This is a genomic window from Streptomyces sp. CNZ287 (assembly GCF_007827615.1).
In genome coordinates, this window is the sequence record NZ_VISV01000017.1 from 64968 (window position 1) to 88328 (window position 23361).

The 23361-nt window shown below is 75.1% G+C and carries 18 protein-coding genes and 1 pseudogene; 6 read left to right on the plus strand and 13 right to left on the minus strand.

Annotated features, from left to right (window positions below; all coding sequences use genetic code 11):
* The first annotated feature begins 177 nt into the window (after nt 1-177).
* The 3 genes from sigJ to FB457_RS26445 all read left to right on the plus strand — a co-directional run bounded on the left by sigJ (nt 178) and on the right by FB457_RS26445 (nt 3646).
* Complete coding sequence (sigJ, locus tag FB457_RS26435; protein WP_078898462.1) at nt 178-1077, plus strand: RNA polymerase sigma factor SigJ; 900 nt, start codon at nt 178-180, stop codon at nt 1075-1077.
* A 293-nt stretch (nt 1078-1370) separates the two neighbouring features.
* Nucleotides 1371-2729: a 4-aminobutyrate--2-oxoglutarate transaminase gene (gene gabT / locus FB457_RS26440; RefSeq protein ID WP_047018379.1), complete on the plus strand. Its 1359-nt coding sequence runs from the start codon at nt 1371-1373 to the stop codon at nt 2727-2729.
* Nucleotides 2726-3646, plus strand: coding sequence for a phosphatase PAP2 family protein (locus tag FB457_RS26445; protein WP_047018378.1), 921 nt, complete (start codon nt 2726-2728; stop codon nt 3644-3646). The genes gabT and FB457_RS26445 overlap by 4 nt, the downstream gene beginning before the upstream one ends.
* Here FB457_RS26445 and FB457_RS36435 read toward each other — a convergent pair.
* From FB457_RS36435 to FB457_RS26460, 3 genes and pseudogenes are all read right to left on the minus strand, one after another.
* Nucleotides 3585-4131 (minus strand): annotated as a pseudogene (locus FB457_RS36435) (hypothetical protein). The gene FB457_RS26445 and the pseudogene FB457_RS36435 overlap by 62 nt on opposite strands.
* Before the next feature lie 176 nt (nt 4132-4307).
* On the minus strand, nt 4308-5405 hold the full coding sequence (locus tag FB457_RS26455; RefSeq protein WP_145783505.1) for a DUF308 domain-containing protein: 1098 nt from the start codon (nt 5403-5405) through the stop codon (nt 4308-4310).
* A gap of 41 nt (nt 5406-5446) precedes the next feature.
* On the minus strand, nt 5447-5863 hold the full coding sequence (locus FB457_RS26460) for a DUF4190 domain-containing protein (RefSeq protein ID WP_486589141.1): 417 nt from the start codon (nt 5861-5863) through the stop codon (nt 5447-5449).
* A 100-nt stretch (nt 5864-5963) separates the two neighbouring features.
* Between FB457_RS26460 and FB457_RS26465 the strand changes: the two genes are divergently transcribed.
* Complete coding sequence (locus tag FB457_RS26465) at nt 5964-7031, plus strand: adenosine deaminase (RefSeq protein ID WP_047018373.1); 1068 nt, start codon at nt 5964-5966, stop codon at nt 7029-7031.
* The gene (locus FB457_RS26470) at nt 6974-7723 is read left to right on the plus strand and encodes a glycerophosphodiester phosphodiesterase (protein WP_145783555.1); all 750 of its coding nucleotides are present in this window, start codon (nt 6974-6976) and stop codon (nt 7721-7723) included. Before FB457_RS26465 ends, FB457_RS26470 begins: the two co-directional genes overlap by 58 nt.
* Before the next feature lie 147 nt (nt 7724-7870).
* Here FB457_RS26470 and FB457_RS26475 read toward each other — a convergent pair whose 3' ends face one another.
* Nucleotides 7871-9484, minus strand: coding sequence for an MFS transporter (locus tag FB457_RS26475; RefSeq protein WP_047018371.1), 1614 nt, complete (start codon nt 9482-9484; stop codon nt 7871-7873).
* Nucleotides 9485-9520: 36 nt separating this feature from the next.
* Nucleotides 9521-10072: an NAD(P)H-dependent oxidoreductase gene (locus tag FB457_RS26480; protein WP_145783507.1), complete on the minus strand. Its 552-nt coding sequence runs from the start codon at nt 10070-10072 to the stop codon at nt 9521-9523.
* A gap of 150 nt (nt 10073-10222) precedes the next feature.
* On the opposite strand from FB457_RS26480, the gene FB457_RS26485 reads away from it, so the two are divergent.
* The gene (locus FB457_RS26485) at nt 10223-13651 is read left to right on the plus strand and encodes an AfsR/SARP family transcriptional regulator (protein WP_347615525.1); all 3429 of its coding nucleotides are present in this window, start codon (nt 10223-10225) and stop codon (nt 13649-13651) included.
* Here FB457_RS26485 and FB457_RS26490 read toward each other — a convergent pair.
* The 8 genes from FB457_RS26490 to FB457_RS26525 form a co-directional block, all read right to left on the minus strand.
* The gene (locus tag FB457_RS26490) at nt 13615-14841 is read right to left on the minus strand and encodes a saccharopine dehydrogenase C-terminal domain-containing protein (RefSeq protein WP_145783509.1); all 1227 of its coding nucleotides are present in this window, start codon (nt 14839-14841) and stop codon (nt 13615-13617) included. The two genes, FB457_RS26485 and FB457_RS26490, sit on opposite strands and share 37 nt — an antisense overlap.
* 20 nt (nt 14842-14861) lie before the next feature.
* Complete coding sequence (locus FB457_RS26495; protein ID WP_145783511.1) at nt 14862-16328, minus strand: FAD-dependent oxidoreductase; 1467 nt, start codon at nt 16326-16328, stop codon at nt 14862-14864.
* Nucleotides 16325-17116 carry an ABC transporter permease gene (locus FB457_RS26500; RefSeq protein WP_047018367.1) on the minus strand — a complete coding sequence of 264 codons (792 nt, stop codon included), beginning with the start codon at nt 17114-17116 and terminating at the stop codon, nt 16325-16327. The genes FB457_RS26495 and FB457_RS26500 overlap by 4 nt, the downstream gene beginning before the upstream one ends.
* Complete coding sequence (locus FB457_RS26505) at nt 17116-18036, minus strand: ABC transporter permease (protein ID WP_047018366.1); 921 nt, start codon at nt 18034-18036, stop codon at nt 17116-17118. The genes FB457_RS26500 and FB457_RS26505 overlap by 1 nt, the downstream gene beginning before the upstream one ends.
* Nucleotides 18033-19190: an ABC transporter ATP-binding protein gene (locus FB457_RS26510; protein ID WP_047018365.1), complete on the minus strand. Its 1158-nt coding sequence runs from the start codon at nt 19188-19190 to the stop codon at nt 18033-18035. Before FB457_RS26510 ends, FB457_RS26505 begins: the two co-directional genes overlap by 4 nt.
* Entirely contained in the window at nt 19187-20437 is a 1251-nt protein-coding gene (locus FB457_RS26515) for a polyamine ABC transporter substrate-binding protein (RefSeq protein WP_145783513.1), read from the minus strand. The genes FB457_RS26510 and FB457_RS26515 overlap by 4 nt, the downstream gene beginning before the upstream one ends.
* Before the next feature lie 136 nt (nt 20438-20573).
* On the minus strand, nt 20574-22088 hold the full coding sequence (locus FB457_RS26520) for a gamma-aminobutyraldehyde dehydrogenase (protein WP_047018363.1): 1515 nt from the start codon (nt 22086-22088) through the stop codon (nt 20574-20576).
* A gap of 122 nt (nt 22089-22210) precedes the next feature.
* On the minus strand, nt 22211-23350 hold the full coding sequence (locus tag FB457_RS26525) for a hypothetical protein (RefSeq protein WP_047018362.1): 1140 nt from the start codon (nt 23348-23350) through the stop codon (nt 22211-22213).
* Nucleotides 23351-23361 lie beyond the last annotated feature (11 nt).

The window sequence follows — 23361 nt, forward strand, 5'->3', positions numbered from 1 at the left end:
GCCGCCCACCGACCCGGTGCCCGTCCGCGGCACGCGTCAACCACCCCCGTACGCCCACCCGCACCCCCGGGAGTCACATATCCGCGCCCCGCATCGTCCTGAGGGCATGAGAAACACCACCTCCGGGGCACCACGCCCGTCGACCGCCCAGGCCAGCCCGCGAAGGAGGCGGTGAGCGTGCCGCACGACGACGATCTCGCCCGGGCCTTCGAGCACGAGCGGCCCCGGCTGCTGCGGGTCGCGTACTCCACCACCGGCTCCCTCGCCGAGGCCGAGGACTGCGTGCAGGAGTCCTGGCTGCGGCTGCGCCGCGTGCCGGATCCCGGAGCGATACGCGACCTGCGCGGCTGGCTCACCACGGTCGTCGGCCGGCTCGCGCTCGACGCGCTCGGCAGCGCCCGCGCCCGGCGCGAGCGGTACGTGGGCACCTGGCTGCCCGAGCCGCTCGTGGAGCCGGCCGGGACCGTCCGCCCCGCCGACCCGGCGGAGCAGGTGACGCTCGACGAGTCGGTGAGCATGGCGCTGCTCGTCGTGCTGGACGAGCTCTCGCCCGCGCAGCGCACCGCCTTCCTCCTCCACGACGTCTTCGGCCTGCCCTTCACCCAGGTCGCCGAGGTCGTCGGCCGCACCCCGGCCGCCGTGCGCCAACTCGCCTCCCGCGCCCGGCGGCACGTGGAGCGGAGCCGCCCGCACGAGCCCGCGCCGCGGGCGGAGCAGTGGCGGCTGGTGCGCGCGTTCGCCGCCGCCTGCCAGGAGGGCGATCTGGAGGGGCTGGTGCGGCTGCTCGATCCGGAGGTGGCGTGGCGCGGGGACGGCGGCGGGCTGGTCTCGTCGCTGCCGGGGGTGGTGCGGGGCGCGGAGCAGGTGGCGCGCGGGCTGGTCGCGTTCGGCGGCGGGCGGCTGCCGCCCGGCACGATGCGCGTGGTCACCGTCAACGGGGCCGCCGGGCTGGTGCTGTACGGGCCGGAGGGGGACGTGTCGGTGGCGGCGTTCACGGTGGACGGGGGGCGGATCACGGCCATCGACGTGCAGCGCAATCCGGAGAAGCTGACGTCGGTCCGCTTCCCGGAGGGCTAGGGCGGGCCCGAACCGAGGGCTGCGGGACAGGGTGCGGGCCGTACGCGTCCGCGGGCGTCGCGGTGGGTGCGCCCGGCGCCCCCGTCCGTACGCCGTACGCCCGCCCCCCACTCCGCCGTACGCCCGCGCCCCGCCCGCCGCGCACACCCGCGTTTCCGCAGCTCACCCGCCCCCTGTCCACCGTGGACAAAGCGACACGGCAGACCGCTCCCCCGCGTAGCATGCCCCCACCCCGCGCCCGGCCCTAGCCTGCGAGGGAGAGCATCGTCGTCCGGACCCGGAGGAGATCCCCCATGACCAGCGCTTCCGCCACCGCAGGCGCCGCGCTCCCCCAGGAGCGGCGGCTTGTCACCCCGATCCCGGGGCCGAAGTCCCAGGAGCTGATGGCGCGCAAGAACGGCGCCGTGGCGCAGGGCGTGGGCACGGTGATGCCCGTCTTCGCCGCCCGCGCCTCCGGCGGTGTCGTCGAGGACGTCGACGGCAACCGGTTCATCGACTTCGGCGCCGGCATCGCCGTCACCTCCGTCGGCAACAGCGCCGAGGCCGTCGTCCGCCGCGCGTCCGCGCAGTTGGCCGACTTCACGCACACCTGCATGATGGTCACGCCCTACGAAGGCTACGTGGAGGTCTGCGAGCAGCTCGCCGAGCTGACCCCCGGGGACCACGCCAAGAAGTCGGCGCTCTTCAACTCCGGAGCCGAGGCCGTGGAGAACGCCGTCAAGATCGCCCGTTCGTACACCGGCCGCCAGGCCGTCGTCGTCTTCGACCACGGCTACCACGGGCGGACGAACCTCACCATGGCGCTCACCGCCAAGGACATGCCGTACAAGCACGGCTTCGGCCCCTTCGCGCCGGAGATCTACCGCGTGCCCGTCGCCTACCCCTACCGCTGGCTGACCGGCCCCGAGAACTGCGCCGAGGAGGCCGCGGCGCAGGCCGTCGACCTGATCACCAAGCAGGTCGGCGCTTCGAGCGTGGCGGCCATCGTCATCGAGCCGATCCTCGGCGAGGGCGGCTTCATCGTGCCGGCGCCCGGCTTCCTCCCGCGGATCGCGCAGTTCGCGAAGGACAACGGCATCGTCTTCGTCGCCGACGAGATCCAGTCCGGCTTCTGCCGTACGGGCCAGTGGTTCGCCTCCGAGGCGGAGGGCGTCGTCCCCGACCTCGTCACCACCGCCAAGGGCATCGCCGGCGGGCTGCCGCTGGCCGCGGTCACCGGCCGCGCGGAGATGATGGACGCCCCGCACGTCGGCGGTCTCGGCGGCACGTACGGCGGCAACCCGGTGGCGTGCGCCGCCGCGCTCGGCGCTATCGAGACGATGCGCGAGCTGGACCTGAACGCGAAGGCCCGGCGCATCGAGGAGATCATGAAGGCCCGGCTGCTTGAGCTGCAGGGCAAGTACGACGCCATCGGCGACGTCCGCGGCCGGGGTGCGATGCTGGCCATCGAGCTGGTCAAGCCGGGGACGAAGGACCCCGACCCGCAGCTCACGGCGGCGCTGGCCAAGACGTGCCACGGGGAGGGGCTGCTGGTGCTGACCACCGGGACGTACGGGAACGTGATGCGCTTCCTGCCGCCGCTGGTGATCGGCGAGGACCTGCTGGCCGAAGGGCTGGACATTCTGGAAGGGGCGCTCTCGCGGAACGCGTGAGGCAGGCGGTACGGGTACGGCGCGCCCCGCGCCGGCCGGCGGCGCGGGGTGCGGAACGGGCACAGGAGCCGGCGCAGAAGCAGGCGCGAGCGCAGGGGCTGGAGCCGGCGCAGGCGCCGCCGCTACGGCGGTGGGCGGTCGCGGCGTGGGCCGTCCTCGGCTGCGCCGTGCTGTACGGGCTGCTGGCCTGGCAGGTCGCGGTGGACGGGCCGGTGCGCGAGCTGGACGAGCGCACCGGCCCCGCGCTGTCGCGGCACGCCCCGCCGGGCGCGGAGCTCCTGGCCGACCTGGGCGGGGTGGGGGTGGCGCTGCCGGTGCTGGCGGCGGCGATGCTCTACGCGGTGTGGCGCACGCCGGTACGCGCCGGGGCGGCGCCCGGCGGCGCGGGATGTACCGCGACCGCCCCCGCGCGCCACGGGCCCCTTCGCCCCCTTGACCGCCTGCACCCCCTTCGTCTCCTGCATCCCCTTCACCGCCGCGTCCCGGCCGCCGTCCAGGTCCCGCTGCTCGCGGGGGCCGCCGCCTTCGCCGTGCTGCCCGCCGTCGTCCTGCCGCTGAAGTCCGCGCAGGCCCGGCCGGGTCCCAAGGGCCCGCTCGCCGACGACTACGCCGGCTTCTTCCCCTCCGGCCACTCCACCACCGCGGCCGTCGCGTACGGCGCCGTCGTGCTGCTCCTGCTGCCCCTGCTCCGCTCCCGCACCGCCCGGCGGCTGCTGGCGGCCGCGGCCGGGGCGGTCGTGCTCGGGGTCGGGGCGGGGCTGGTGTGGCGGGAGTACCACTGGCCGCTGGACGTGGTGGCGGGGTGGTGTGTGGCGGGGGTGCTGCTCGCCGGGTGCCGGTACGGAGCCGCCCGGCTCACGGCGTACGCCGCGGCCCGCGTCGTTCCCCGGCCACCGGACCACCCCCGCCGCCCGTAGCACCGGCGGGACCCGCGGGCCCCGCCCCGCCGGGACCGCCCGCGAGGTGCGCGGCCGCCTCGTGCATCGCCAGCTCCAGCACCACCGGATCCGTCAGCCGCCCGCTGCCGTCCGGCGGCACCAGCCACCGCACCGCGCCGGTCGACCGCCCCGGGTAGGGCACCACGATCCACGTCCCGTGCCCCGCGCTCCGTACGCCCGTACCGACCGACCCACCGATCCGCCGTCCCCGGCGGCACGAAGAACCCGACCCGCGCGTCCGTCATGTCCGCGAGCACCGGGCCCGGCGGGCCGGTGATCCGGGCGATCACGTCGAGCGCCGGCCGCCCCAGCTCCCCCGGCAGGATCAGCACGTCCCACAGCCGCCCGGCGGGCAGCCGCGCCACCCCCAGCGGGTTGCGCTCCCACTCCCACTTGCAGATCTCGGGTTCGGACGCCGCCGAGACCAGCCACTCCACCGCGGATTCCGCTCCCGCACCAGTCATCACGCCCGTCTCCCGTCTCCCCTCGCACCGGTCCTGCTAGACCGGCTGTCAACTGGGGAGAGGGCAGGGCCGGAGCTCTCATGCGGCTTTACGGAAACGGCTCAAGTGGTGTGGATCACAACGGTCAGCAGGGGCGCACGCCGGAGCGCGCCGCGGGGTGCGTGGTGCGTGGTGCGTCAGGCGGACTGTTCGTCGCCAGTGCCGTCGAAGTCCGTCCACCAGTACGCGTACTCGTACGGCCCGCCCGGCGAGACCTCGAACTCGATGTCGTCCGGCCCGTCTTCCAGTACGAAGTGGTAGACGGCCGTGACGGACCGGTCCTCGCCGAGGGCCAGGGGCAGGGCGTCACCGAACGCCTGCTCCAGGTTCCCTCCGTCGGAGCCGATGGGGTACGCGTTCACCTCGCTGCTCGCCAGGGCCACCATCTCGCCGGTGCGGTTGTCGATCCGCACGCGCACCTGGAGCAGGTCGCCCCCGGTGCGACGCGCGTCGAGGGTCACCTCCAGGCCGTCGTCGTACGTGACGGTCTCGCCGGCCTCGACCGCGCTGTCCGTCTCGGGCGAGACGGGGGCGAACCAGTCGACCGCCAGGACGACGAGCAGGATGCTCATGCCGATACCGACGACCGCCGCCACACCGCCGAGCCAGATGCCCGACAGACCCGACCCCCTGTTGCGCGCCTCGCCGCGCCGCACCCGGCGGAGGGTGACGATGCCGAACCCGATGGCGAGGCCGCCGAGGATGACGGCGAGCGGGCTGAGGAGGAGCGTGAAGGAGAGCACGGCGCCGACGACGCCGAGGATCATCGCCGCGACCCCGGAGCCGTTGCGCGGCCCGGCGGGCGGCACCCAGGCGTAGGGCCCGGGGAGGTAGGGCTTCGGGCCGTACGGACCGGGGCCGGGACCCGGCCGCGGCCGCTGCCACCCGGGCGCGAGGGGCACGGGCGGACCGCCGTCGGGCGAGGGGAGCAGGTCGGCGCCCGGGGCCGCCGGGAGGTCCTTCCCTCCGCCGGCCGCGGGGTCCGCGGGGCCGGCGGCCTGACCGTCCGTCACCCCCGCGCCCCGGTCCCCCTCCGGGTCCTGCTGCGCAGGCGCACCGAGGTCCGCACCGGCGCCGGCGGAACCGTCCGCACCGGCGTCCGCAGGCGCGGCCGCGTCCCCGCCCGCCTCCGTGCCCGCCGCGGCGGGCACCCCGGCGGGATCCGCCGCCTCCCGGCCCGTCTCCACGCGGAGCGCACCTCGCCCCGCCGCGTCGTCCCGCCGGTCCGTATCCATGGGCTCAACTGTACGAGCCGCCCGTAACCCCCCGGACCGGCTCACCCGGCGCCGCCGCCCGGCCAGGACAGCGTCCCCGACCGCTCCGCCATGACCTGCACGCGCTGCCCGTCCCGCCGCTCCGCGGGCTTCTCCTCCTCGTCGTCGTCCCCGGAGAAGATCACGCCCGTCAGCGTCAGCACGATGACCGCCGCCGCGACCGCGAAGGCCACCGCGCCCGTGGCGATGCCGATGACCGCGTTGCGCCCGGCGGCCGCGCCTTCGCGCCGCGCGCGGCTCCGCGCGACCAGGCCGAGCACCAGCGCCGCCGGGCCCAGCAGCACCGAGAGGACGATGCCGTAGACCGTGGGCAGGAGCGTGACGCCGACGATGCCGCACACCATCGCCTTCGTGCCCAGTCCGGCCGCTCCCTGTCGCGCCCCGGCCGCGGCCGGGGCGGGTGGACTGCTCGCCGCCATGTGCGCTCCCTCCGCTGCCCTCGCGCACCGCGCGCACGCGCGTTCGCACATGCTACGGAGCCGGGGCGGCGCCGTCAGTCCGTTGGCCTACGATGATGCGATGGCCGATCTCGACTCCTTCATCGCCGGTCTGCCCAAGGCCGAGCTCCATGTCCACCACGTGGGCTCCGCGTCGCCCCGCATCGTCGCCGCACTCGCCGCGCGGCACCCGGACTCCGCGGTGCCCGCGGACGCCGCCGCGCTCGCCGAGTTCTTCTCCTTCCGCGACTTCGCCCACTTCATCGAGATCTACCTGTCCGTCGTGGACCTCGTCCGCGACCCCGAAGACGTGCACCTGCTGACGTACGAGATCGCCCGCGACATGGCCCGGCAGCAGATCCGGTACGCGGAGCTGACCGTCACGCCGTACAGCTCCACGAGCCGCGGCATCCCCGACCGCGCCTTCCTCGACGCCCTGGAGGACGCCCGGCGCAGGGCCGAGACCGAGCTGGGCGTCGTGCTGCGCTGGTGCTTCGACATCCCGGGCGAGGCGGGGCTCGCGGCGGCCGAGGAGACCGCGCGGATCGCGATAGACATCGGCTGCGAGGGGCTCGTGGCCTTCGGCCTGGGCGGCCCCGAGATCGGCGTGCCGCGCGGGCAGTTCAAGCCGCACTTCGACCGGGCCATAGCGGCCGGGCTGCGCAGCGTCCCGCACGCGGGCGAGACGACCGGGCCGCAGACGGTCTGGGACGCGGTCACGGAGCTGCGCGCCGAGCGCATCGGGCACGGCACGAGCGCGGCGCAGGACCCGAAGCTGCTGGCGCACCTCGCGGAGGCGGGGATCGCGCTGGAGGTCTGCCCGACGTCCAACATCGCGACGAAGGCGGTGCCTTCGCTGGACGAGCACCCGCTGCGGCAGATCGTGGACGCGGGCGTGACGGTGGCGCTGGGCAGCGACGACCCGCCGATGTTCGGTACGGACCTGAACACGGAGTACGGCGTGGCCGCCCGCCTCCTCGGCCTCGACGAGGCGGGGACGGCGGCGCTGGCGAAGAACTCGGTCACGGCGTCGTTCATGGACCCGGCCGCGAAGGCGGCGCTCACCGCCGAGATCGACGCGTACCTCGCCGCCTGGCCCGCGACCGCCGCCGGCGGCGCTCCCGGGGCCGCGACCCCGCCCGCTCCGTGACGGGCGCCGCCCCCGCCGTGCTGGCGGTCGCCCACCGCGGCGATCCGTACGTCGTCCGCGAGAACACCCTCGGCTCGCTGCGCTCCGCCGTGGCCGCGGGCGCGGACGCGGTGGAGTTCGACGTCCGGCTGACGTGGGACGGCGTGCCGGTGCTGCTGCACGACCGGACGCTGCAGCGGCTGTGGGGACAGGAGGTGAACCTGGCCTCGCTGACGTACGCCGAGGTCCAGGAGCGCTCTGAGGGCGGCATCCCGACGCTGCGCGAGGCGCTGAAGGTCATGGCGGACAGCCCGGGCGTCCGCTCGTTCATCGACCTGCCCGACCCGGCGGCGGCCGAGCACGTCGTCACCGAGGTGCTGGAGTCCGACGCGGCGGCGCGTACGTACTACTGCGGCGGCACCGCGGCGCTGCTCACCATCCGCGCCGCGGACCCCGACGCCGAGATAGCGCTGACGTGCTCCTCGCCCGTCCCGTACCGCGCGGGCCTGCTGCGGCGCCTGCGGCCGCAGTGGCTCAACTACCGCTTCGGCCTCCTCGACGAGGCGACGGTCCGTGAGGACCAGGAGGCGGGCTACAAGGTGTCGTGCTGGACGGTCGACTGGCCGCGCAACTGGCGCCGGCTGACGGCCATGGGCGTCGACGCCATCACCAGCAACCGCATCGCGGCGCTCCGCCGCCACCTGGGCTCCTGAGGGCGGCCCGGCGGGCGTGCGCGGCAACGGCGGGTGGGGCAACGACCTGCGCCCTGACGGCGGGTGCCGCGTGGGAGGGCTCGACTCCCCCGCCACGCGGCTCTCTTCCGCTCCCGTGCGCCGGCTGTCCAGGACGGCGTACGGGCCTCAGCGGCCGGCTTCCGCCGGTACCGGGGTCTCGTCCCGCGCGGGCGGGGGCTCGGGTGCGGCGTCCGGCTCCTCCTGCGCGGCGCCCGCGGCGGGCACGCGGCGGAGCAGGGTCGCCGACAGGACCGCCGCCGCGACCGCCAGCCCCGCGGCGAGCGCCGCCGCCACGTTGAGCCCGCTCGCGAACGCCTCCTTGGCCGGCGCCAGCACCGCGTCGCCCAGTGCCGCCGGCAGGTTCTCCGCCGCGCTCAGCGCGCCCGGCAGGGTGTCGCGGGCGGCGGCGTCCGCGCCCTCGGGGACGCCGGCGGGGACCGCGTCCGCCATCTCGCCGCGGTAGACGGCGGTGCCGACGCTGCCCAGCAGGGCGATGCCGAGGGCCACGCCGAGGTCGCTGGCCGTGCTGTTGACCGCGGACGCGGCGCCCGCCTTCTCCGGCGGGGCGGAGCCGATGACCAGGTTGGTGGCCAGGGCCATCACCGGCGCGATGCCCGGGTAGAGCAGGTAGAAGCCGGTGATCAGCAGCGGCAGCCCGCCCACGCTGTCGACCTGGGTGAGCACCAGGTACCCCGCCACAGACAGCAGGCTGCCCGCCGCGACGACGTACCCCGGCCGCACCCTGCGGGCGATCACCGGCGACAGCATCGAGACGACCACCAGCATCACCGCCGCCGGGAGGATCCACAGCCCCGCCTCCAGCGGCGTCAGCCCCTCGACGAGCTGCAGGTACTGCGTGAAGAGCAGGTACACGCCGCCGAGCGCGACCGCGCTGAGGAGGAAGACGGCCAGCGAGCCGCTGAAGGTGCGGTTGCGGAACAGCCGCATGTCCAGCAGGGGGTCGGTCAGCAGGAGCTGCCGCCGTACGAACACGGTGGACAGCACGACGCCGAGGACGAGCGCGACGATCGCCTCGGCGTTCACGCCGTGCGCGGCCATCTCCTTCACCCCGTAGACGATGGGCAGGATGGTGACCACCGAGAGCGCCACGCTCGGCAGGTCGAGCCGCCCCGGCTGCGGCGCCCGGTACTCGGGCACCAGGAACGGCGCCGCGAGCAGCACGAGACCCATCACCGGCGCGCCCGCCAGCAGGGCGGCGCCCCACCAGAAGTTCTCCAGCAGCAGCCCGCCGACCAGCGGGCCGACGGCCACGCCGACGGACACGGACGCCGCCCACAGGCCGATGGCGGTGGCGCGCTGCTTGGCGTCCTGGAACATGTTGCTGATCAGCGAGAGCGTCGACGGCATCACCGCCGCTGCGCCCAGGCCCATCACGGCGCGCGCCCCGATCAGCGCCTCCGCGCTCGGCGCGAACGCGGCCGCCGCGGACGCCGCACCGAACGCCACGGCGCCGAAGAGGAGGATGCGGCGGCGGCCGATGCGGTCGCCGAGGGTGCCCATGGCGACGAGCAGGCCGGCCATCATGAACCCGTAGATGTCGTTGATCCACAGCAGTTGGCCGCTGCTGGGTTCGAGGTCGGCGGCGATGTCGGGGGTGGCGAGGAACAGCACGGTCATCGTGACGAAGAGCAGGATCGTCGGCGCGAGCAGCACCGCGAGGCCGAGCCACTGCCTGGGGCCCGCGCGCAGCGCGGGGGCCTCCGGGGCGATTGCGGACATGATTCTTCTCGTTTCGGGGTTCGGGGACGGTAGGGATCAGAAGGGGTACGGGGTGCGGGCGCGTGCGGTGCGCAAGGCGCGGGCCCACCAGATGAGTTCGTCGAGCGCGTGGTCGGGGCAGTCGGTCTCGTGGACGGTCAGCGCGTGCGCCTCGGCGAGGTCGGCGCGCAGGGTGCGCAGCGCACGTGCGGTTCCCTCCCCCGCGCGTACGTGCAGCGCCACCGGCCGCGCCTTGAACGCCTCGGCGCACCACACCAGCGCGCGCTGGAGCGGCCCGGCCGAGTGCTGCCCCGCGGGGGACTGCCCTGCGGGCTGCTGCCGGGCCGCGGCCGGGGCCACGACGACGAACCCGTCGGCCGCGTCCAGCCACGGCCGCAGCTCCCGCACGGCGGGCGGCTCCGGCGCGTCGCCGGGCAGCACGCCGGGGCAGGGCTCCGGCAGACAGGCGGCCGCGAGGTCGATGAGGTCGACCTCCAGCCGGGCCCGCCGGCCCGCGAGCCCGGCGAGCCGCCGGGCCTCGGCTCCCGCCGCCCGGCCGGGTCCGAGACCGCCGAGGACGGTCAGCCGCAGCGTGACGTCCGTGCTCATCCGGGGCCTCCTCCCATTCGACGGCGACGACGTGGACCACGGTCGGGCAGAGCGCTCCAGGTCTCCTTCCGATCCGCTTCAGATCCGCTGCGGGTACGGCGGCGGCCTGCGGCGACGGGCGCTGTCGGTGCGCTGGGTTACCGTGAACGCATGCGCTTCGGGGTGCTCGGTCCGCTGGCGGTGTGGACGGCCGGCGGCCAGGCGGTCCGCGTACCGGAGGTGAAGGTCCGCAGCCTCCTGGCCGACCTGCTGATCCACGCCGGCCGCGCCGTGCCCGCCGACCGGCTCGTGGACGACCTGTGGGGCGACAGCCCGCCGGCGAACCCCGCGGGGGCGCTCCAGACCCGCGTCTCCCAGCTGCGCCGCGCGCTGGAGGACGCCGAGCCCGGCGCCCGCGCGCTCGTCGTCTCCCGCCCGCCGGGCTACCTGCTGGACGTCGGCCCCGAGGCCACCGACACCGGCCGCTTCGCCGCCCTGACCGCCGCCGCCCGCCGCGCGGAGGACCCCCGGGCGCGCGCGGCGCTGCTCGCGGACGCGCTCGCGCTGTGGCGGGGCGAGGTGCTGGCGGACTTCGCCGACGAGGAGTTCGCGCGCGCGGAGATCGCCCGGCTCGACGAGCTGCGGCTGACGGCCCTCGAAGAGCAGGCGGAGGCCCGGCTCGAACTCGGCGAGCACGCCCTCCTCGCCGACGAGCTGGGCGACCTCGTCGCCCGCCACCCGCTGCGCGAGCGGCTGCGCGCCGCGCAGTTGCGCGCGCTGTACCGTGCGGGGCGGCAGAGCGAGGCGCTGGCGAGCTACGGCAGGCTGCGCACGCAGCTAGCGGAGGACCTGGGCCTGGACCCGGGCCCTGAGCTGGTCGCGCTGCACCAGTCGATCCTGGAGCAGGACGCGGCGCTCGGCCCGCCGCAGCGGGAGGAGACGGCGGTACGGGGCAATCTGCCGGCGCCGCACGGCGACCTGATCGGCCGCGAGGAGTCGGTGGCGGCGGTCCGGGCGCTGCTGGCCACGGGCCGGCTGGTGACCCTGACGGGCCCCGGCGGGGTGGGCAAGACCCGGCTGGCGCTGGAGACGGCCCGGGGGCTGCCGGGGTCGTTCCCGGACGGCGTGTGGCTGGTGGAGCTGTCGGCGCTGGCACCGCCCCGGCCGGAAGCGGCGCCGGAGGACGTCGCCCCCGACGCCGACAAGGCGGCGGAGGTCGTGGCCGCGGCGCTGGGCGTACGGGACGAGACCGCCGGCGGCGGCCTGCTGACCGGCGCGGGCGGCACGCCCCCCGCGGAGCGGCTGGCCGAGGCGCTGCGGACGAAGCGGGTGCTGCTGGTCCTCGACAACTGCGAGCACGTCGTCGACGCGGTCGCCGCCCTCTGCGCCCGGCTGCTCGCGGCGGCGCCGGGCGTGCACGTGCTGGCGACGGGCCAGGAGCCGCTGGGCGTCGGCGGCGAACACCTGTGGCCGGTGGCGCCGTTGGACGTACCGCCGCCGGCGACCGGCGCGCCCGCCGCGCCCGCGGCCGGGGCGGACGGCGCGGCACCCGGCCTCGCCGCGCTCCGCGCCTCCGGGGCCGTGCGGCTCTTCGCCGCGCGGGCCGCCGCCGTCGCCCCCGGCTTCGCCGTCGACGCGGGCAACGCCGCCGCCGTCGCGACCGTCTGCCGCCGGCTCGACGGCATCCCCCTCGCACTGGAGCTGGCCGCCACCCGCGTACGGGCCCTCGGCGTGCACGAGTTGGCCGCCCGGCTGGACGACCGGTTCCGGCTGCTGTCCGCGGGACCGCGCGACGCACCCGCCCGGCAGCGCACCCTGCGGGCGATGCTCGACTGGAGCTGGGAGCTCCTCACCGGCCCCGAGCAGGCCGTGCTCCGCCGCCTCTCCCTGCACGCGGACGGCTGCACGCTGGGCGCCGCCGAGGCGGTCTGCGCGGGCGGCGGCATCGCCGAGGACGACGTGCTCGGCCTCCTCGCCCGCCTCGTCGACCGCTCGCTGGTCATGACCACCCCGGGCGACGGCGTGGCCCCCGCGCGCTACCACCTGCTGGAGTCGGTCGCCGCCTACGGCCACGAAAAGCTCTGCGAGGCCGGCGAGTTCACCTCCGTCCGCCACCGGCACGCCGCGTACTACGCCTCCCTCGCCGCCGAGGCCGAGCCCCAGTTGCGCGGCCCCGCCCAGCGCCAGTGGCTGCTGCGCCTCGACGCCGAGTCCGCCAACATGCGCGCGGCGCTGGAGGACGCGGTGCGTACCGGCGCCGCGGCCACGGCGCTCGGCCTGGCCTGCGACCTGGCGTGGTACTGGGTGCTGCGCGGCCGCCTCGGCGAGGGCCGCCGCTTCCTCACCACCGCCCTGGCCACCCCCCCGACGGCCGACGACGCACGTCCCGCGGCCGACGCGGAGAGGGAGCGCGCGGCCCGTACCACCGCCCTCACCTGGCGCGCCGCCATGACCCTCCGCCTCGGCGAGACCCTCGCCCCCGACGCCCTGCCCGCCGTCCGCCCGGCACCCCCCGCCACCCTCCCCGAACTGGCCGCCGGCGCCCGCGCCGACGCCTTCCTCGGCCTCACCCGGCTCGGCCTCGGCCCGCTGCCCGGCGGCGGCGACCCGCTGGCCCGCGCCGAGGAGGTCTTCCGCGCGCTCGGCGACCAGTGGGGCACCGCCGCGGTGTCCAGCACCCTCGCCCGGCAGGCGGTGCTCCGCGGCGACCTGCCGGCGCTCGCGGAGTACGGGGAGCGCAGCATGGCGCTCTTCGCCGGACTCGGCGACCGCTGGGGCCAGTTGCACGCGACGTACGCCCTCGGCACCTACGCGGAGATCACCGGCGACTACGCGCAGGCCGCCCGGCTGCACCGCGAGGGCCTGCGGATGGCCGAGGACCTGGGGCTGTGGTCGGAGGTGTCGGACAAGCTGTCGATGCTGGGCCGGGTCGCGCTGCTCACGGGGGACGTCGCGCAGGCCGACGACCTGCACGGCCGGGCCGCGCGGCTGGCCGCGGAGCAGGGGTACGTGGTGGGCGAGGAGTTCGCGGGCATCGGCCTGGCGCTGGGCGCCCGCCGGCAGGGCCGGCTGGCGGAGGCGGAAGCGCATCTGCGTCGCTGGCTGGACTGGGACCGGGAGATCGAGTCGGACGTGGGCACGGCCCTGATCCTCGCCGAGCTGGGCTTCGTCGCGGAGCTGGCGGGAGACGCGGAGCAGGCCCGCGCCCACCACCGCGAGGGCCTGGCCTCCGCCCGCCCCACCGGCGACCCCCGCGCCCTCGCCCTGGCGCTGGAGGGCCTGGCCGGCGCGGAGTCCCTGGCCGGCGACGCCACGGCGGCCGCCCGCCTCCTCGGCAAGGCAGAGGCCCTCCGCGCCTCCGCGGGCGCCCCCCTCCCCGAAGCCGAACGCGTCGACACCGATCGCATCACGGCCCGCCTCCGCACGAGGCTGCCCCCGCCGGACCTCGAAGCGGAGCTGGCGAAGGGCAGAACGGCAGCCTGGGAAGACCTGCCGACCGGGGAGGTGTGGGCGGACGAGCCGCCGGGCGAACCGGGGAGGCCCGCGCCTTCGACGTCCCCGGGTCAGCCGCCTTCGCGGAGGGACCAGGGGGAGCCGTAGGACGTGAGGAGGTCCAGGAAGGGGCGGGGCGGGAGGGCTTCCGGGCCCAGGACGCCCGCCGCGGTCCACTCTCCGGTGGCGAGGAGTTCCAGGGCTATCACCGGGTTGATGCCCGTCTGCCAGACGACCGCCTGGACGCCGTCGAGGGCCATCGTCTCCTCGTTGTCCGCCACGTGGTGGAGATACACCTCCCGCGGCCCGCCGTCCTTCGTGCCGCGGATCCACGTCCCCGCGCAGGTCTTGCCGCGCATCCGGGAGCCCAGGGTCGCCGGGTCCGGGAGGCACGCGGCGACGACGTCGCGCGGCGAGACCTTCGCGTCGCCGACCGCGACCGGGGCGGTGCGGTCCAGGCCCAGCTTGTGCAGGGTCTTGAGAACGTCGATGAACTCCTCCCCCAGCCCGTACTTGAAGGTGACCCGCTGCGCGTCTATCCAGCGCGGCACGAGCAGCACCTCCTCGTGCTCGACGTTGACGCACTCCACCGGACCGATGCCCGCCGGGAAGTCGAAGACCTCCGGTTCGCTGAAGGGCTCGGTGGTGTGCCAGCCGCGGCCGGCGTCCCAGATGACGGGCGGGTTGAGGCACTCCTCGATCGTCGTCCAGATGGAGAACGACGGCGCGAAGTCGTAGCCGTCCACGGTGAGGTTCGCGCCGTCGCGTACGCCTATCTCCTCGACGGTGTCGAAGAGTTCGTCGGCGGCGTAGCGCGCGAAGACGTCGGAGAGGCCGGGTTCGACGCCCATGCCGACGAGCGCGAGGCGGCCGGAGGTCGCCCAGCGGTCCGCGGCGGCGAACTGCTCGTCGCCGAGCTTCACGCCGCACTCCTCGTACGGGCGGACGGGATGCGGGCGGGACAGGGACATCGCCATGTCGACATAGGTGGCGGCGGTGTCGTACGCGGCCTCGAAGAGCGGCATGACGAAGCGCGGGTCGGTGGCGTTGAGGAGCGCGTCGCAGCGGTGGGTACGCAGCAGGGCGGCCACCGCCGTACGGTCCCCGGCGTCCACCCGGGCCGCGGTGAACCGGGCGCCGGAGGGCCCCGGGTGGGCGGCCCGTACGTGGGCGACCGCGGCCTCCGCCCGGCCGGGGTCGTGGTCCGCGACGACCATCGCCTCGAAGAAGTCGCGGCGCGCCGCGATCCGGGTGATCGCCGTGCCGACGCCGCCCGCGCCCACCAGCAAGATGCGCATCTGCCCACTCCCTGCATCCGTCAACTGTCGAAGCCCATGCCCATGCGGTCCAGCGCCCTGAGCCACAGGTTCCGCCGCCCGCCGCCCGCGTCGGCCCGCGCCAGCGACCACCGCGTCAGCCCGATGCCCGCCCACGCCAGCGGCTCCGGCGGGAACGGCAGGGGCTTGCTGCGCACCATCCGCAGCTCCGTACGCTCCGTGCGCTCCCCCGCGAGGAGGTCGAGCATCACCTCGGCGCCGAAGCGGCTGGCGCCGACGCCGAGTCCGGTGTAGCCGGCGGCGTACGCGACGCGGCCGGCGTGGGCCGTGCCGAAGAAGGCGGCGAAGCGGGAGCAGGTGTCGATGGCACCGCCCCAGCGGTGAGTGAAACGGACGTCCGCGAGCTGCGGGAAGCAGCGGTGGAAGTGGCGGGCGAGCTTCAGATGGGTCTCGGGGCGCTGGTCGTACTCGGTGCGCACCGCGCCGCCGAAGTGGTGCACGGCGTCGTAGCCGCCCCACAGGATGCGGTGGTCGGCGGTGATGCGGAAGTAGTGGAACTGGTTGGCGCTGTCGGCGAGCCCCTGGCGGCGGTGCCAGCGCACGGCGTCGCGCTGCGCGGCGGACAGCGGCTCGGTCATGAGCGCGTAGTCGTAGACGGGGGTGAGGTAGGGGCGGACCCGGCGGACCAGGTTCGGGAAGGCGTTGGTGCCGAGCGCGACGTGCGGCGCGCGCACCCGCCCGTACGGGGTGCGCACCTCCATCGCGCCGCCGCGCCCCCGCACGCCCGGGGCCCCCGCGGAGCGGAACGCCCCGCCCCCGCCGCCTCCTCCGCCGGCGGGGGTGAGGGCGAGACCCGGGGTGTGTTCGTAGATCCGTACGCCCGCCTCCCGGCAGGCCCGTTTGAGGCCCCAGGCCAGCCGTGCCGGGTGGACCATGGCGACGCCGTCGCGGTCCCAGAGCCCGCCGAGGAACGTCGGCGAGTCGACCTCGGCGCGGACCGCGTCCCGGTCCATGAGCAGCAGCCCCTCGCCGAGCCCGCGGCGCGTCGCCTCCTCGGCGAACTCGCTCAGCTCATCGAGCTGGTACGGCTCGGTGGCCACCGTGATCTCGCCGGTGCGCCGGAAGTCGCAGTCGATGCCGTACCGGTCGACGGCCGCGCCGATCGCGTCCAGGTTCTCCGCGCCCAGCCTCTCCAGCGTGCCGATCTCCTCGGGCCAGCGCTCCAGGCCGTTGCCGAGGCCGTGGGTGAGCGACGCGGCGCAGAAGCCGCCGTTGCGCCCGGAGGCGGCCCAGCCGCACTCGGCGGCCTCGATGAGGACGACGTCGCGGCCGGGGCCGCGCTCCTTGGCCAGCAGCGCCGTCCACAGGCCGCTGTAGCCGCCGCCGACGACGAGCAGGTCGGCCTCCTCGGCGCCGGTGAGCGCGGGCAGCGCCGCGGGCCGTTCCGGGTCGTCGAGCCAGTACGGCCGCGGGGCGGCCGGCGCCAGGGAGCGTGCGGGGTCCGTCATGCCCGCGACCTCCGCCGGGCCCCGACGACCTGCCCGGCCACGACCAGCGCCAGCGCGGCCACGAACATCGCCGTGCCGATGACGTTCACCTGCACCGGGATGCCGCGCTGCGACGCGCCCCAGACGTACATGGGGAACGTGACCGTGGAGGGTCCCGCGTTGAACTGCGTGATGATGAAGTCGTCCAGCGAGATCGCGAAGCTCAGCATCGCACCGGCCGCGATCCCCGGCGCCGCCAGCGGCAGCGTGACCCGCAGGAAGGTCTGCAGCGGCCCCGCGTACAGGTCCCGGGCGGCCTCCTCCAGCTTCGGGTCCATGCTCGCCACCCGCGCCTTGACCGCGACGACGACGAAGCTGAGGCAGAACATGATGTGCGCGATGAGGATCGTCGTCACGCCGAACTCGACCCGCATGTTGAGGAACAGGGTGCCCAGCGAGGCGGCCATGACGACCTCGGGCATCGCCATCGGCAGGAAGATCAGCGAGTTGCCCGCGGCCCGGCCGCGGAAGCGGTGCCGGGCGAGCGCGAAGGCCGCGAGGGTGCCGATGACGGTGGCGGCGACGGTGGCGGCGAGCGCGATCCGCAGGCTGAGGCCGACGGAGTCGCACATGCCGGCGACGCCGCAGGGGTCGGTCCAGGCATCGGTGGAGAAGGACTGCCAGGTGTAGTTGTAGCGGCCCGCGGGGTCGTTGAAGGAGAAGACCAGCACGACGACGTTGGGCAGCAGCAGGTAGACCAGCGCGAGGGTGCCGGCGATGACGACGAGGTGGCGGCGGATCCAGCGCATCAGACCAGCTCCTCGGTGCCGGCCCGGCGGATGTAGACGGTCACCATGATCAGGATGGCGGCCATCAGCAGGAACGACATCGCCGCGGCGGTCGGGTAGTCGAGCACGTTGAGGAACTGTTTCTGGATGGCGTTGCCGACCATCTGCTCCTTCGGCGAGCCGAGGAGCTGGGCGTTGATGTAGTCGCCGGAGGCGGGGATGAACGTCAGCAGCGTGCCGGCGACGACGCCGGGCATCGACAGCGGGAAGGTCACCCGGCGGAAGACGGTCAGCGGCCGGGCGTAGAGGTCCTGCGCGGCCTCGTGCAGGCCCGGGTCGATGCGCTCCAGCGAGGTGTACAGCGGCAGGATCATGAACGGCAGGAAGTTGTACGTCAGTCCGCACACGACCGCCAGCGGGGTGGCGAGCAGCCGGTCGTCGGTGGTCAGGCCGAGGGTCGCGGTGACGTCGAGGACGTGCAGGGTGTCCAGGGCGCCCACCAGCGGGCCGTTGTCGGAGAGGATCGTCTTCCAGGCCAGCGTCCGGATGAGGAAGCTGGTGAAGAAGGGGGCGATGACGAGGACGAGGAGCACGCCCCGCCAGCGCCCGGCGCGGAAGGCGATCATGTACGCGAGCGGGTAGCCGATGGCGAGGCAGAGGACGGTGGCCACGGCGGCGTAGCCGAAGGAGCGGGCGAAGTGCTCGGCGTACTGGTCGAGCGCGTCGGTGTAGTTGGCCCACCGCCAGGTGACCTCGAAGCCCTCCTCGAAGGAGCCGGACTGCACGGAGGTCGACGCCTGGTAGACCAGCGGTGCGGCGAAGAAGACCAGCAGCCAGAGCGCGGCGGGGAGCAGCAGCCAGTACGGCGTGAGCCGGCGGCGCGGGGGCGGGGGCCCGGGCGCGTCGGGCTTCGCCTCCGGCGGGGCGGCGAGCGCGGTCACAGGGCCTCCTCGCCCGTACCCGCGTCGATGTCCTCGTCGCCGTCGAGCCCGAACGTGTGCGCCGGGTTCCAGTGCAGGACGACCTCCGCGCCCGGTACGAGCCCGGGGTCGCGCTCGACGTTCTGCACGAAGACCGACAGCTCGGGGCAGACGGGGCTGTCGACGACGTACTGGGTGGCGGCGCCGGTGAAGGAGGCGTCGACGACGGTGCCGGGTATCCGGTTACGGCCGTCGGGGACGGTGCCGGCGGCGGCGTCGCGGTGGGTGAGGGAGATCTTCTCCGGCCGCATCCCGGCGAGCACCCGCGTGCCCACGGCGGTGGACCGGGCACGGCAACGGGCCGCGGGCAGCGCCAGCTTGACGTCGCCGGCGGCGGAGAGCAGCAGGTCCGCGCCGGCGGTGCCGGCTATCTCTGCGGCGATCAGGTTGGACTGGCCGAGGAAGTTGGCGACGAAGGAGCTGGCGGGGTCCTCGTACAGCTCGACGGGCGCGCCGAGCTGCTCGACCCGGCCCGCGTTCATCACGGCGATGGTGTCGGCCATGGTCATGGCCTCCTCCTGGTCGTGCGTGACGTGCACGAACGTGATGCCGACCTCCGTCTGGATGCGCTTGAGCTCCAACTGCATCTGCCGGCGCAGCTTCAGGTCGAGCGCGCCCAGCGGCTCGTCGAGCAGCAGCACCTCGGGCCGGTTGACGACCGCGCGGGCCAGCGCCACGCGCTGCTGCTGGCCGCCGGAGAGCTGGTGCGGCTTGCGGCGGGCGAGGTGGCCCAGCTCGACCAGCTCCAGCGTCTGCTGCACGTCCTTGGCCACCGACCGGATGCCGCGGCGCCGCAGCCCGAAGGCGACGTTGTCGCGGACGTCGAGGTGGGGGAAGAGGGCGTAGCTCTGGAAGACGGTGTTGACCTTGCGCCGGTGCGGCGGCAGGGCGGTCACGTCCTCGTCGCCGAGGCGTACGGTGCCGGTGGTGGGCCGCTCCAGGCCGGCGATCATCCGCAGCGTGGTGGTCTTGCCGCAGCCCGAGGCGCCGAGGAGGGCGAAGAACGAGCCCCGGGGGACGGTGAGGTCCAGCGGGTGCACCGCGGTGACGTCGCCGAACCTCTTGCTGATCCCGGTGAGCGTGACGCCCGCCCGCCGCTCCGTCACCGCGCTCACGCCCCGATCACCTTGGACCACTTGTCCTGGTACGCGGTCTCCTTGTCGTCGTTCATCGACATGAAGACCTGGCCTTTGTCGATCATCTGCCGGTCGGGGAAGATCAGCGGGTAGCCGGCGAGCGAGGCGTCGATCTTCTTCATCTCGGCGCGGGCGCCGACGACGGGGCAGATGTAGTTGACCCAGGCCGCCAGCTCGGCGGCGACGTCGGGCCGGTAGTAGTAGTCGATCAGCTTCTCGGCGTTGGTCTTGTGCCGGGCCCTCGCCGGGACGAGCAGGTCGTCGGTGGCGTAGAGGTAGCCCTTCTCCGGGATCACGAACTCGATGTCGTCGGTGTCGAACTGGAGCTGCACGATGTCGCCCGCCCACGCCAGGCAGGCCGCGATGTCGCCCTTGACCAGTTCCTCGGTGTAGTCGTTGCCGGTGAAGCGGCGGAGCTGGTCGCCGTCCACGGCCTTCTGGACCCGGGCGAGGGCGGCGCCGAAGTCGTCGTCGGTGAACTTCGTCGGCGACTTGCCCATGTCGATGAGCGTCATGCCGATGGTGTCCTGCATCTCCGTGAGCAGCGCCACCTTGCCCTTGAGGCTCTCGTCCTCCAGCAACTGCGCGACGGAGGAGACCGCGCGGCCCCCGGTGGCCTTCTTGTTGTACGCGACGACCGTGGCCAGCCCCGCCCACGGCATGGTGAACTGCCGCCCCGGATCGTGCGCGGCGTTGCGGAAGCGCGGTTCGAGGTTGACGTTGGCGTGCGGCAGGTTGCGCGGGTCGAGGCGCTGCGCCCAGCCGTGCCGGATGAGCCGGCCCGCCATGAAGTCCGACAGGCACACCAGGTCGCGGCCGGTGTCCTGGCCGGCGGCGAGCTGCGGCTTGATGCGGCCGAAGAACTCGACGTTGTCGTTGACGTCCTCGGTGTACGTCACGCGGATGCCGCTGCGCTCCTGGAAGCGCTCCAGGGTGGGACGGACGTTCTCGTTCTCGTCGTCGACGTCGATGTACAGCGGCCAGTTGGAGAAGGCCAGCTCCTTCTCCTGCTTCGAGTAGTCCTTGGCGGCGGCGGCTTCGCCGTCCCGGCCGCCGCCGTCGGCGGCGGGGATGCCGCACGCGCCGAGCGCCGGGAGCGCAGCGGCCCCGGCCAGCGCGCCGCCCGCGGCGAGCAGCCGGCGCCTGGACAGGGCGGCCCGGCCGCTGGCCAGGCTGCGCTCCCAGGCCCTCGCTATGGGTTCGGGGAGTGAGGCGAACGGGTCCATGGGGGTCGGCCTTCCTCGGGGACGGGCCAGTGGGCTGCGGGGCGCGTGGTACGTGGTACGGGGTGCGCGGTGCCGGGGCCGGGGCCGGGGCCGGGCGAGCGGTGCGCGGCGGGCGTGCGCGCGGGCGCCGGGCGGCTCAGGGGGTGAACACGGTGCGGTGCCACTCCTTGCGCGCGGTCCCGGTGATGTCCTGCATCACGTGCTTGATCTGGGTGTACTCCTCGAAGGAGTACACGGACATGTCCTTGCCGTAGCCGGAGGCCCGGTAACCCCCGTGCGGCATCTCGCTGATGATCGGGATGTGGTCGTTGAGCCACACGCAGCCGGCCCGGATCTCCCGGGCGGCGCGCGCGGTGCGGTAGACGTCGCGGCTCCAGGCTGAGGCGGCCAGGCCGTAGGGGGTGTCGTTGGCGAGCGCGATGCCCTCGTCGTCGCCGTCGAAGGGCAGCACCGCCAGCACGGGCCCGAAGACCTCGCTCTGCACGATCTCGCTGTCCTGCGCGGCGCCGGTGACGAGGGTGGGTTCGTAGTACGCGCCCGTGCGGTCCGGCGCCCGGCCGCCGGTGACGACGCGGGCGCCGGCGGCGCGGGCCCGGTCGACGAAGGCGGCGACGCGGTCGCGCTGGGCGTACGAGACGAGAGGGCCGAGGTCGGTCGCGGGGTCGAAGGGGTCGCCGAGCCGGACCCGGGCCATGAGCGCGGCGACGCCGTCGACGAAGGCGTCGTACAGCGGGCGCTGGACGTACGCGCGGGTGGCGGCGGTGCAGTCCTGGCCGGTGTTGATGAGCGCCCCGGCGACCGCGCCGTGCACGGCGGCCTCGAGGTCGGCGTCGTCGAAGACGACGAACGGTGCCTTCCCGCCCAGCTCCAGATGGAGCCGCTTCACGCCGGCCCCCGCGGCGGTGGCGAGGGCCGCGACGCGGCGGCCCACGGCGGTGGAGCCGGTGAACGAGGTCATCGCCACGTCCGGGTGCCCGACGAGGTGTTCGCCGGCGTCTGGCCCGGCGCCGCAGACGACGTTGACGACGCCGGCGGGTATCCCGGCGTCGGCGGCGGCCTCGGCGAACATCAGCGAGGTGAGCGGCGTCAGCTCGCTGGGCTTCAGCACGATGGCGTTCCCGGCGGCGACGGCCGGCAGCACCTTCCAGGCGGCCATCTGCAGCGGGTAGTTCCACGGCGCGATGGAGCCGACGACGCCGACGGGCTCGCGGCGGACCGCCGAGGTGTGGTCGGCGCTGTACTCCCCGGCGGCCCTGCCCTCCGGCAGCCGGGCGGCGCCGGCGAAGAACGCGGCGTTGTCGACGGTGCCGGGGACGTCGAACTCCGTGCTGAGCCGGATCGGCTTGCCGCACTGCAGCGACTCGGCGTACGCGAACTCCTCCGCCCGCTCCGCCAGCAGCCCCGCGAGCCGGTGCAGCGCGTCGGAGCGCTCAGCCGGGGTCGAGGCGCCCCAGCCGGGCTGCGCCGCCGCGGCGGCGGCCACGGCGGCGTCGACGTCCGCGGGTCCGGCGAGTTCGTACCGCAGGACCTCCGCGCCGGTGGCCGGGTCCGTGACGGTCTGCACGCGCCCGGACGTGCCGGGGACCAGGCGGCCGGCGACGAACTGCGCGCCGGGGGCGAAGCGTGCCGCCGCTTCGAGGCGAGGGGCCATCGAACCACTCCGGATGTCGTTTCGGCAGGATGTCGTTCCGGCAGGGGGTGATGGCTGATCATGACAGGAGATGCTATATCCGGCAAGGGATTCCGTCGTCTTCATTTGAAGAAGCGACGGAATCAGTCTTCCCAGGTGTCCTCGGCCACCATCGTCCAGTCCAGACAGCGGCGCTGGAAGTCCGCCTCCTCGCCGAGCCGTACGAGCTGCTCCATCCCGTACGCGCGCACCGGCCGCGCCATCCGCACCGGCCGCTCCCCCGCCCCGGCCGCCACGCGGCCGCCGCCCGCCCGTTCCCGCAGGACGAGGACGCCCTGGCGCTGGAGCGCGCGGAAGACGGCGGGCAGCGCGCCGGGGGGCAGCCGCTCGTCGGCGCAGACCTCGGTGGCGTCCGGAAGTCGAAACGTTCCTGGAAAGACGCTGCAGCGCGCCCACAGCAACTGCTCGGCGGGGGTGAGCAGACGGTGGGTCCAGCGCAGCGAGGCCCGCAGCGAGCGCTGCCTGGCCGGCCAGCGGGGCTCCTCGACGGCCAGGTCGAGGCAGCCCGCGGGGCGGGAGATGCGCTCCAGCAGCCGGTCGGGGCAGTGCCGGGCGAGCTGGGAGGCGGCGATCCTGGCCGCCAGCGGCAGGCCCTCCAGCAGGGCGCAGGTGGCGTGCAGGGCCTCGCGGTCGCCGTCGTCGTCGAGCAGGGCGTGCGGAGCCAGGCTCTCCAGCAGCGTCACGGAGTCGGCGGGCGCCAGCGGTTCGAGCCGCAGGGTCGCGCCGCGCGGCCAGGGACGCCGCCGCGTTCCGCCGCCGGTGCCGGCCCCTGTTCCCGCTCCCCCGGCCGGCGCGGAGCCCGCGGCGCCGGCTCCCGCGCCGGCCGGGGGCGCCGCACCCGCGCCGCCGCCCAGCGGCACCCGGCTCGTGACCACCACCCGCAGCCCCGTCCGCTGCCGCAGCAGCGCGTCCAGTCCGTCGGCGACCGCCACGGCGACGTGCTCGCAGGTGTCCACGATCAGCACCGCCGCCCGCCGCCCGCTGTCCGGCAGCCGCCGCGCCGCCTCCGCCAGCCGCCGGTGCACCGCGACCGGCTCGCGCACCGGCGCCATGTCGACGCGCAGCACCTCGGGGGCGGAACGCCCGCGGCCGAGACGGCCGATCGCCTCGGCCGCGAGCGCGCTCTTGCCGACCCCGCCGGGGCCGGTCACCGTCACCAGCCGCGTGTCACGTAAGAGTTCCCCGAGGCGTGCGGTGTCCGCCCGGCGCCCGATCAGCGTCATGTGGCCGTGCC

What these genes read in the sequence shown, in the direction of transcription:
- gabT (WP_047018379.1), top strand. Translation starts at nt 1,371, where the DNA reads ATGACCAGCGCTTCCGCCACCGCAGGCGCCGCGCTCCCCCAGGAGCGG.
- FB457_RS26455 (WP_145783505.1), bottom strand. Translation starts at nt 5,405, where the DNA reads ATGGATACGGACCGGCGGGACGACGCGGCGGGGCGAGGTGCGCTCCGC.
- FB457_RS26460 (WP_486589141.1), bottom strand. Translation starts at nt 5,863, where the DNA reads ATGGCGGCGAGCAGTCCACCCGCCCCGGCCGCGGCCGGGGCGCGACAG.
- FB457_RS26465 (WP_047018373.1), top strand. Translation starts at nt 5,964, where the DNA reads ATGGCCGATCTCGACTCCTTCATCGCCGGTCTGCCCAAGGCCGAGCTC.
- FB457_RS26475 (WP_047018371.1), bottom strand. Translation starts at nt 9,484, where the DNA reads ATGTCCGCAATCGCCCCGGAGGCCCCCGCGCTGCGCGCGGGCCCCAGG.
- FB457_RS26480 (WP_145783507.1), bottom strand. Translation starts at nt 10,072, where the DNA reads ATGAGCACGGACGTCACGCTGCGGCTGACCGTCCTCGGCGGTCTCGGA.
- FB457_RS26485 (WP_347615525.1), top strand. Translation starts at nt 10,223, where the DNA reads ATGCGCTTCGGGGTGCTCGGTCCGCTGGCGGTGTGGACGGCCGGCGGC.
- FB457_RS26490 (WP_145783509.1), bottom strand. Translation starts at nt 14,841, where the DNA reads ATGCGCATCTTGCTGGTGGGCGCGGGCGGCGTCGGCACGGCGATCACC.
- FB457_RS26495 (WP_145783511.1), bottom strand. Translation starts at nt 16,328, where the DNA reads ATGACGGACCCCGCACGCTCCCTGGCGCCGGCCGCCCCGCGGCCGTAC.
- FB457_RS26500 (WP_047018367.1), bottom strand. Translation starts at nt 17,116, where the DNA reads ATGCGCTGGATCCGCCGCCACCTCGTCGTCATCGCCGGCACCCTCGCG.
- FB457_RS26515 (WP_145783513.1), bottom strand. Translation starts at nt 20,437, where the DNA reads ATGGACCCGTTCGCCTCACTCCCCGAACCCATAGCGAGGGCCTGGGAG.
- FB457_RS26520 (WP_047018363.1), bottom strand. Translation starts at nt 22,088, where the DNA reads ATGGCCCCTCGCCTCGAAGCGGCGGCACGCTTCGCCCCCGGCGCGCAG.
- FB457_RS26525 (WP_047018362.1), bottom strand. Translation starts at nt 23,350, where the DNA reads ATGACGCTGATCGGGCGCCGGGCGGACACCGCACGCCTCGGGGAACTC.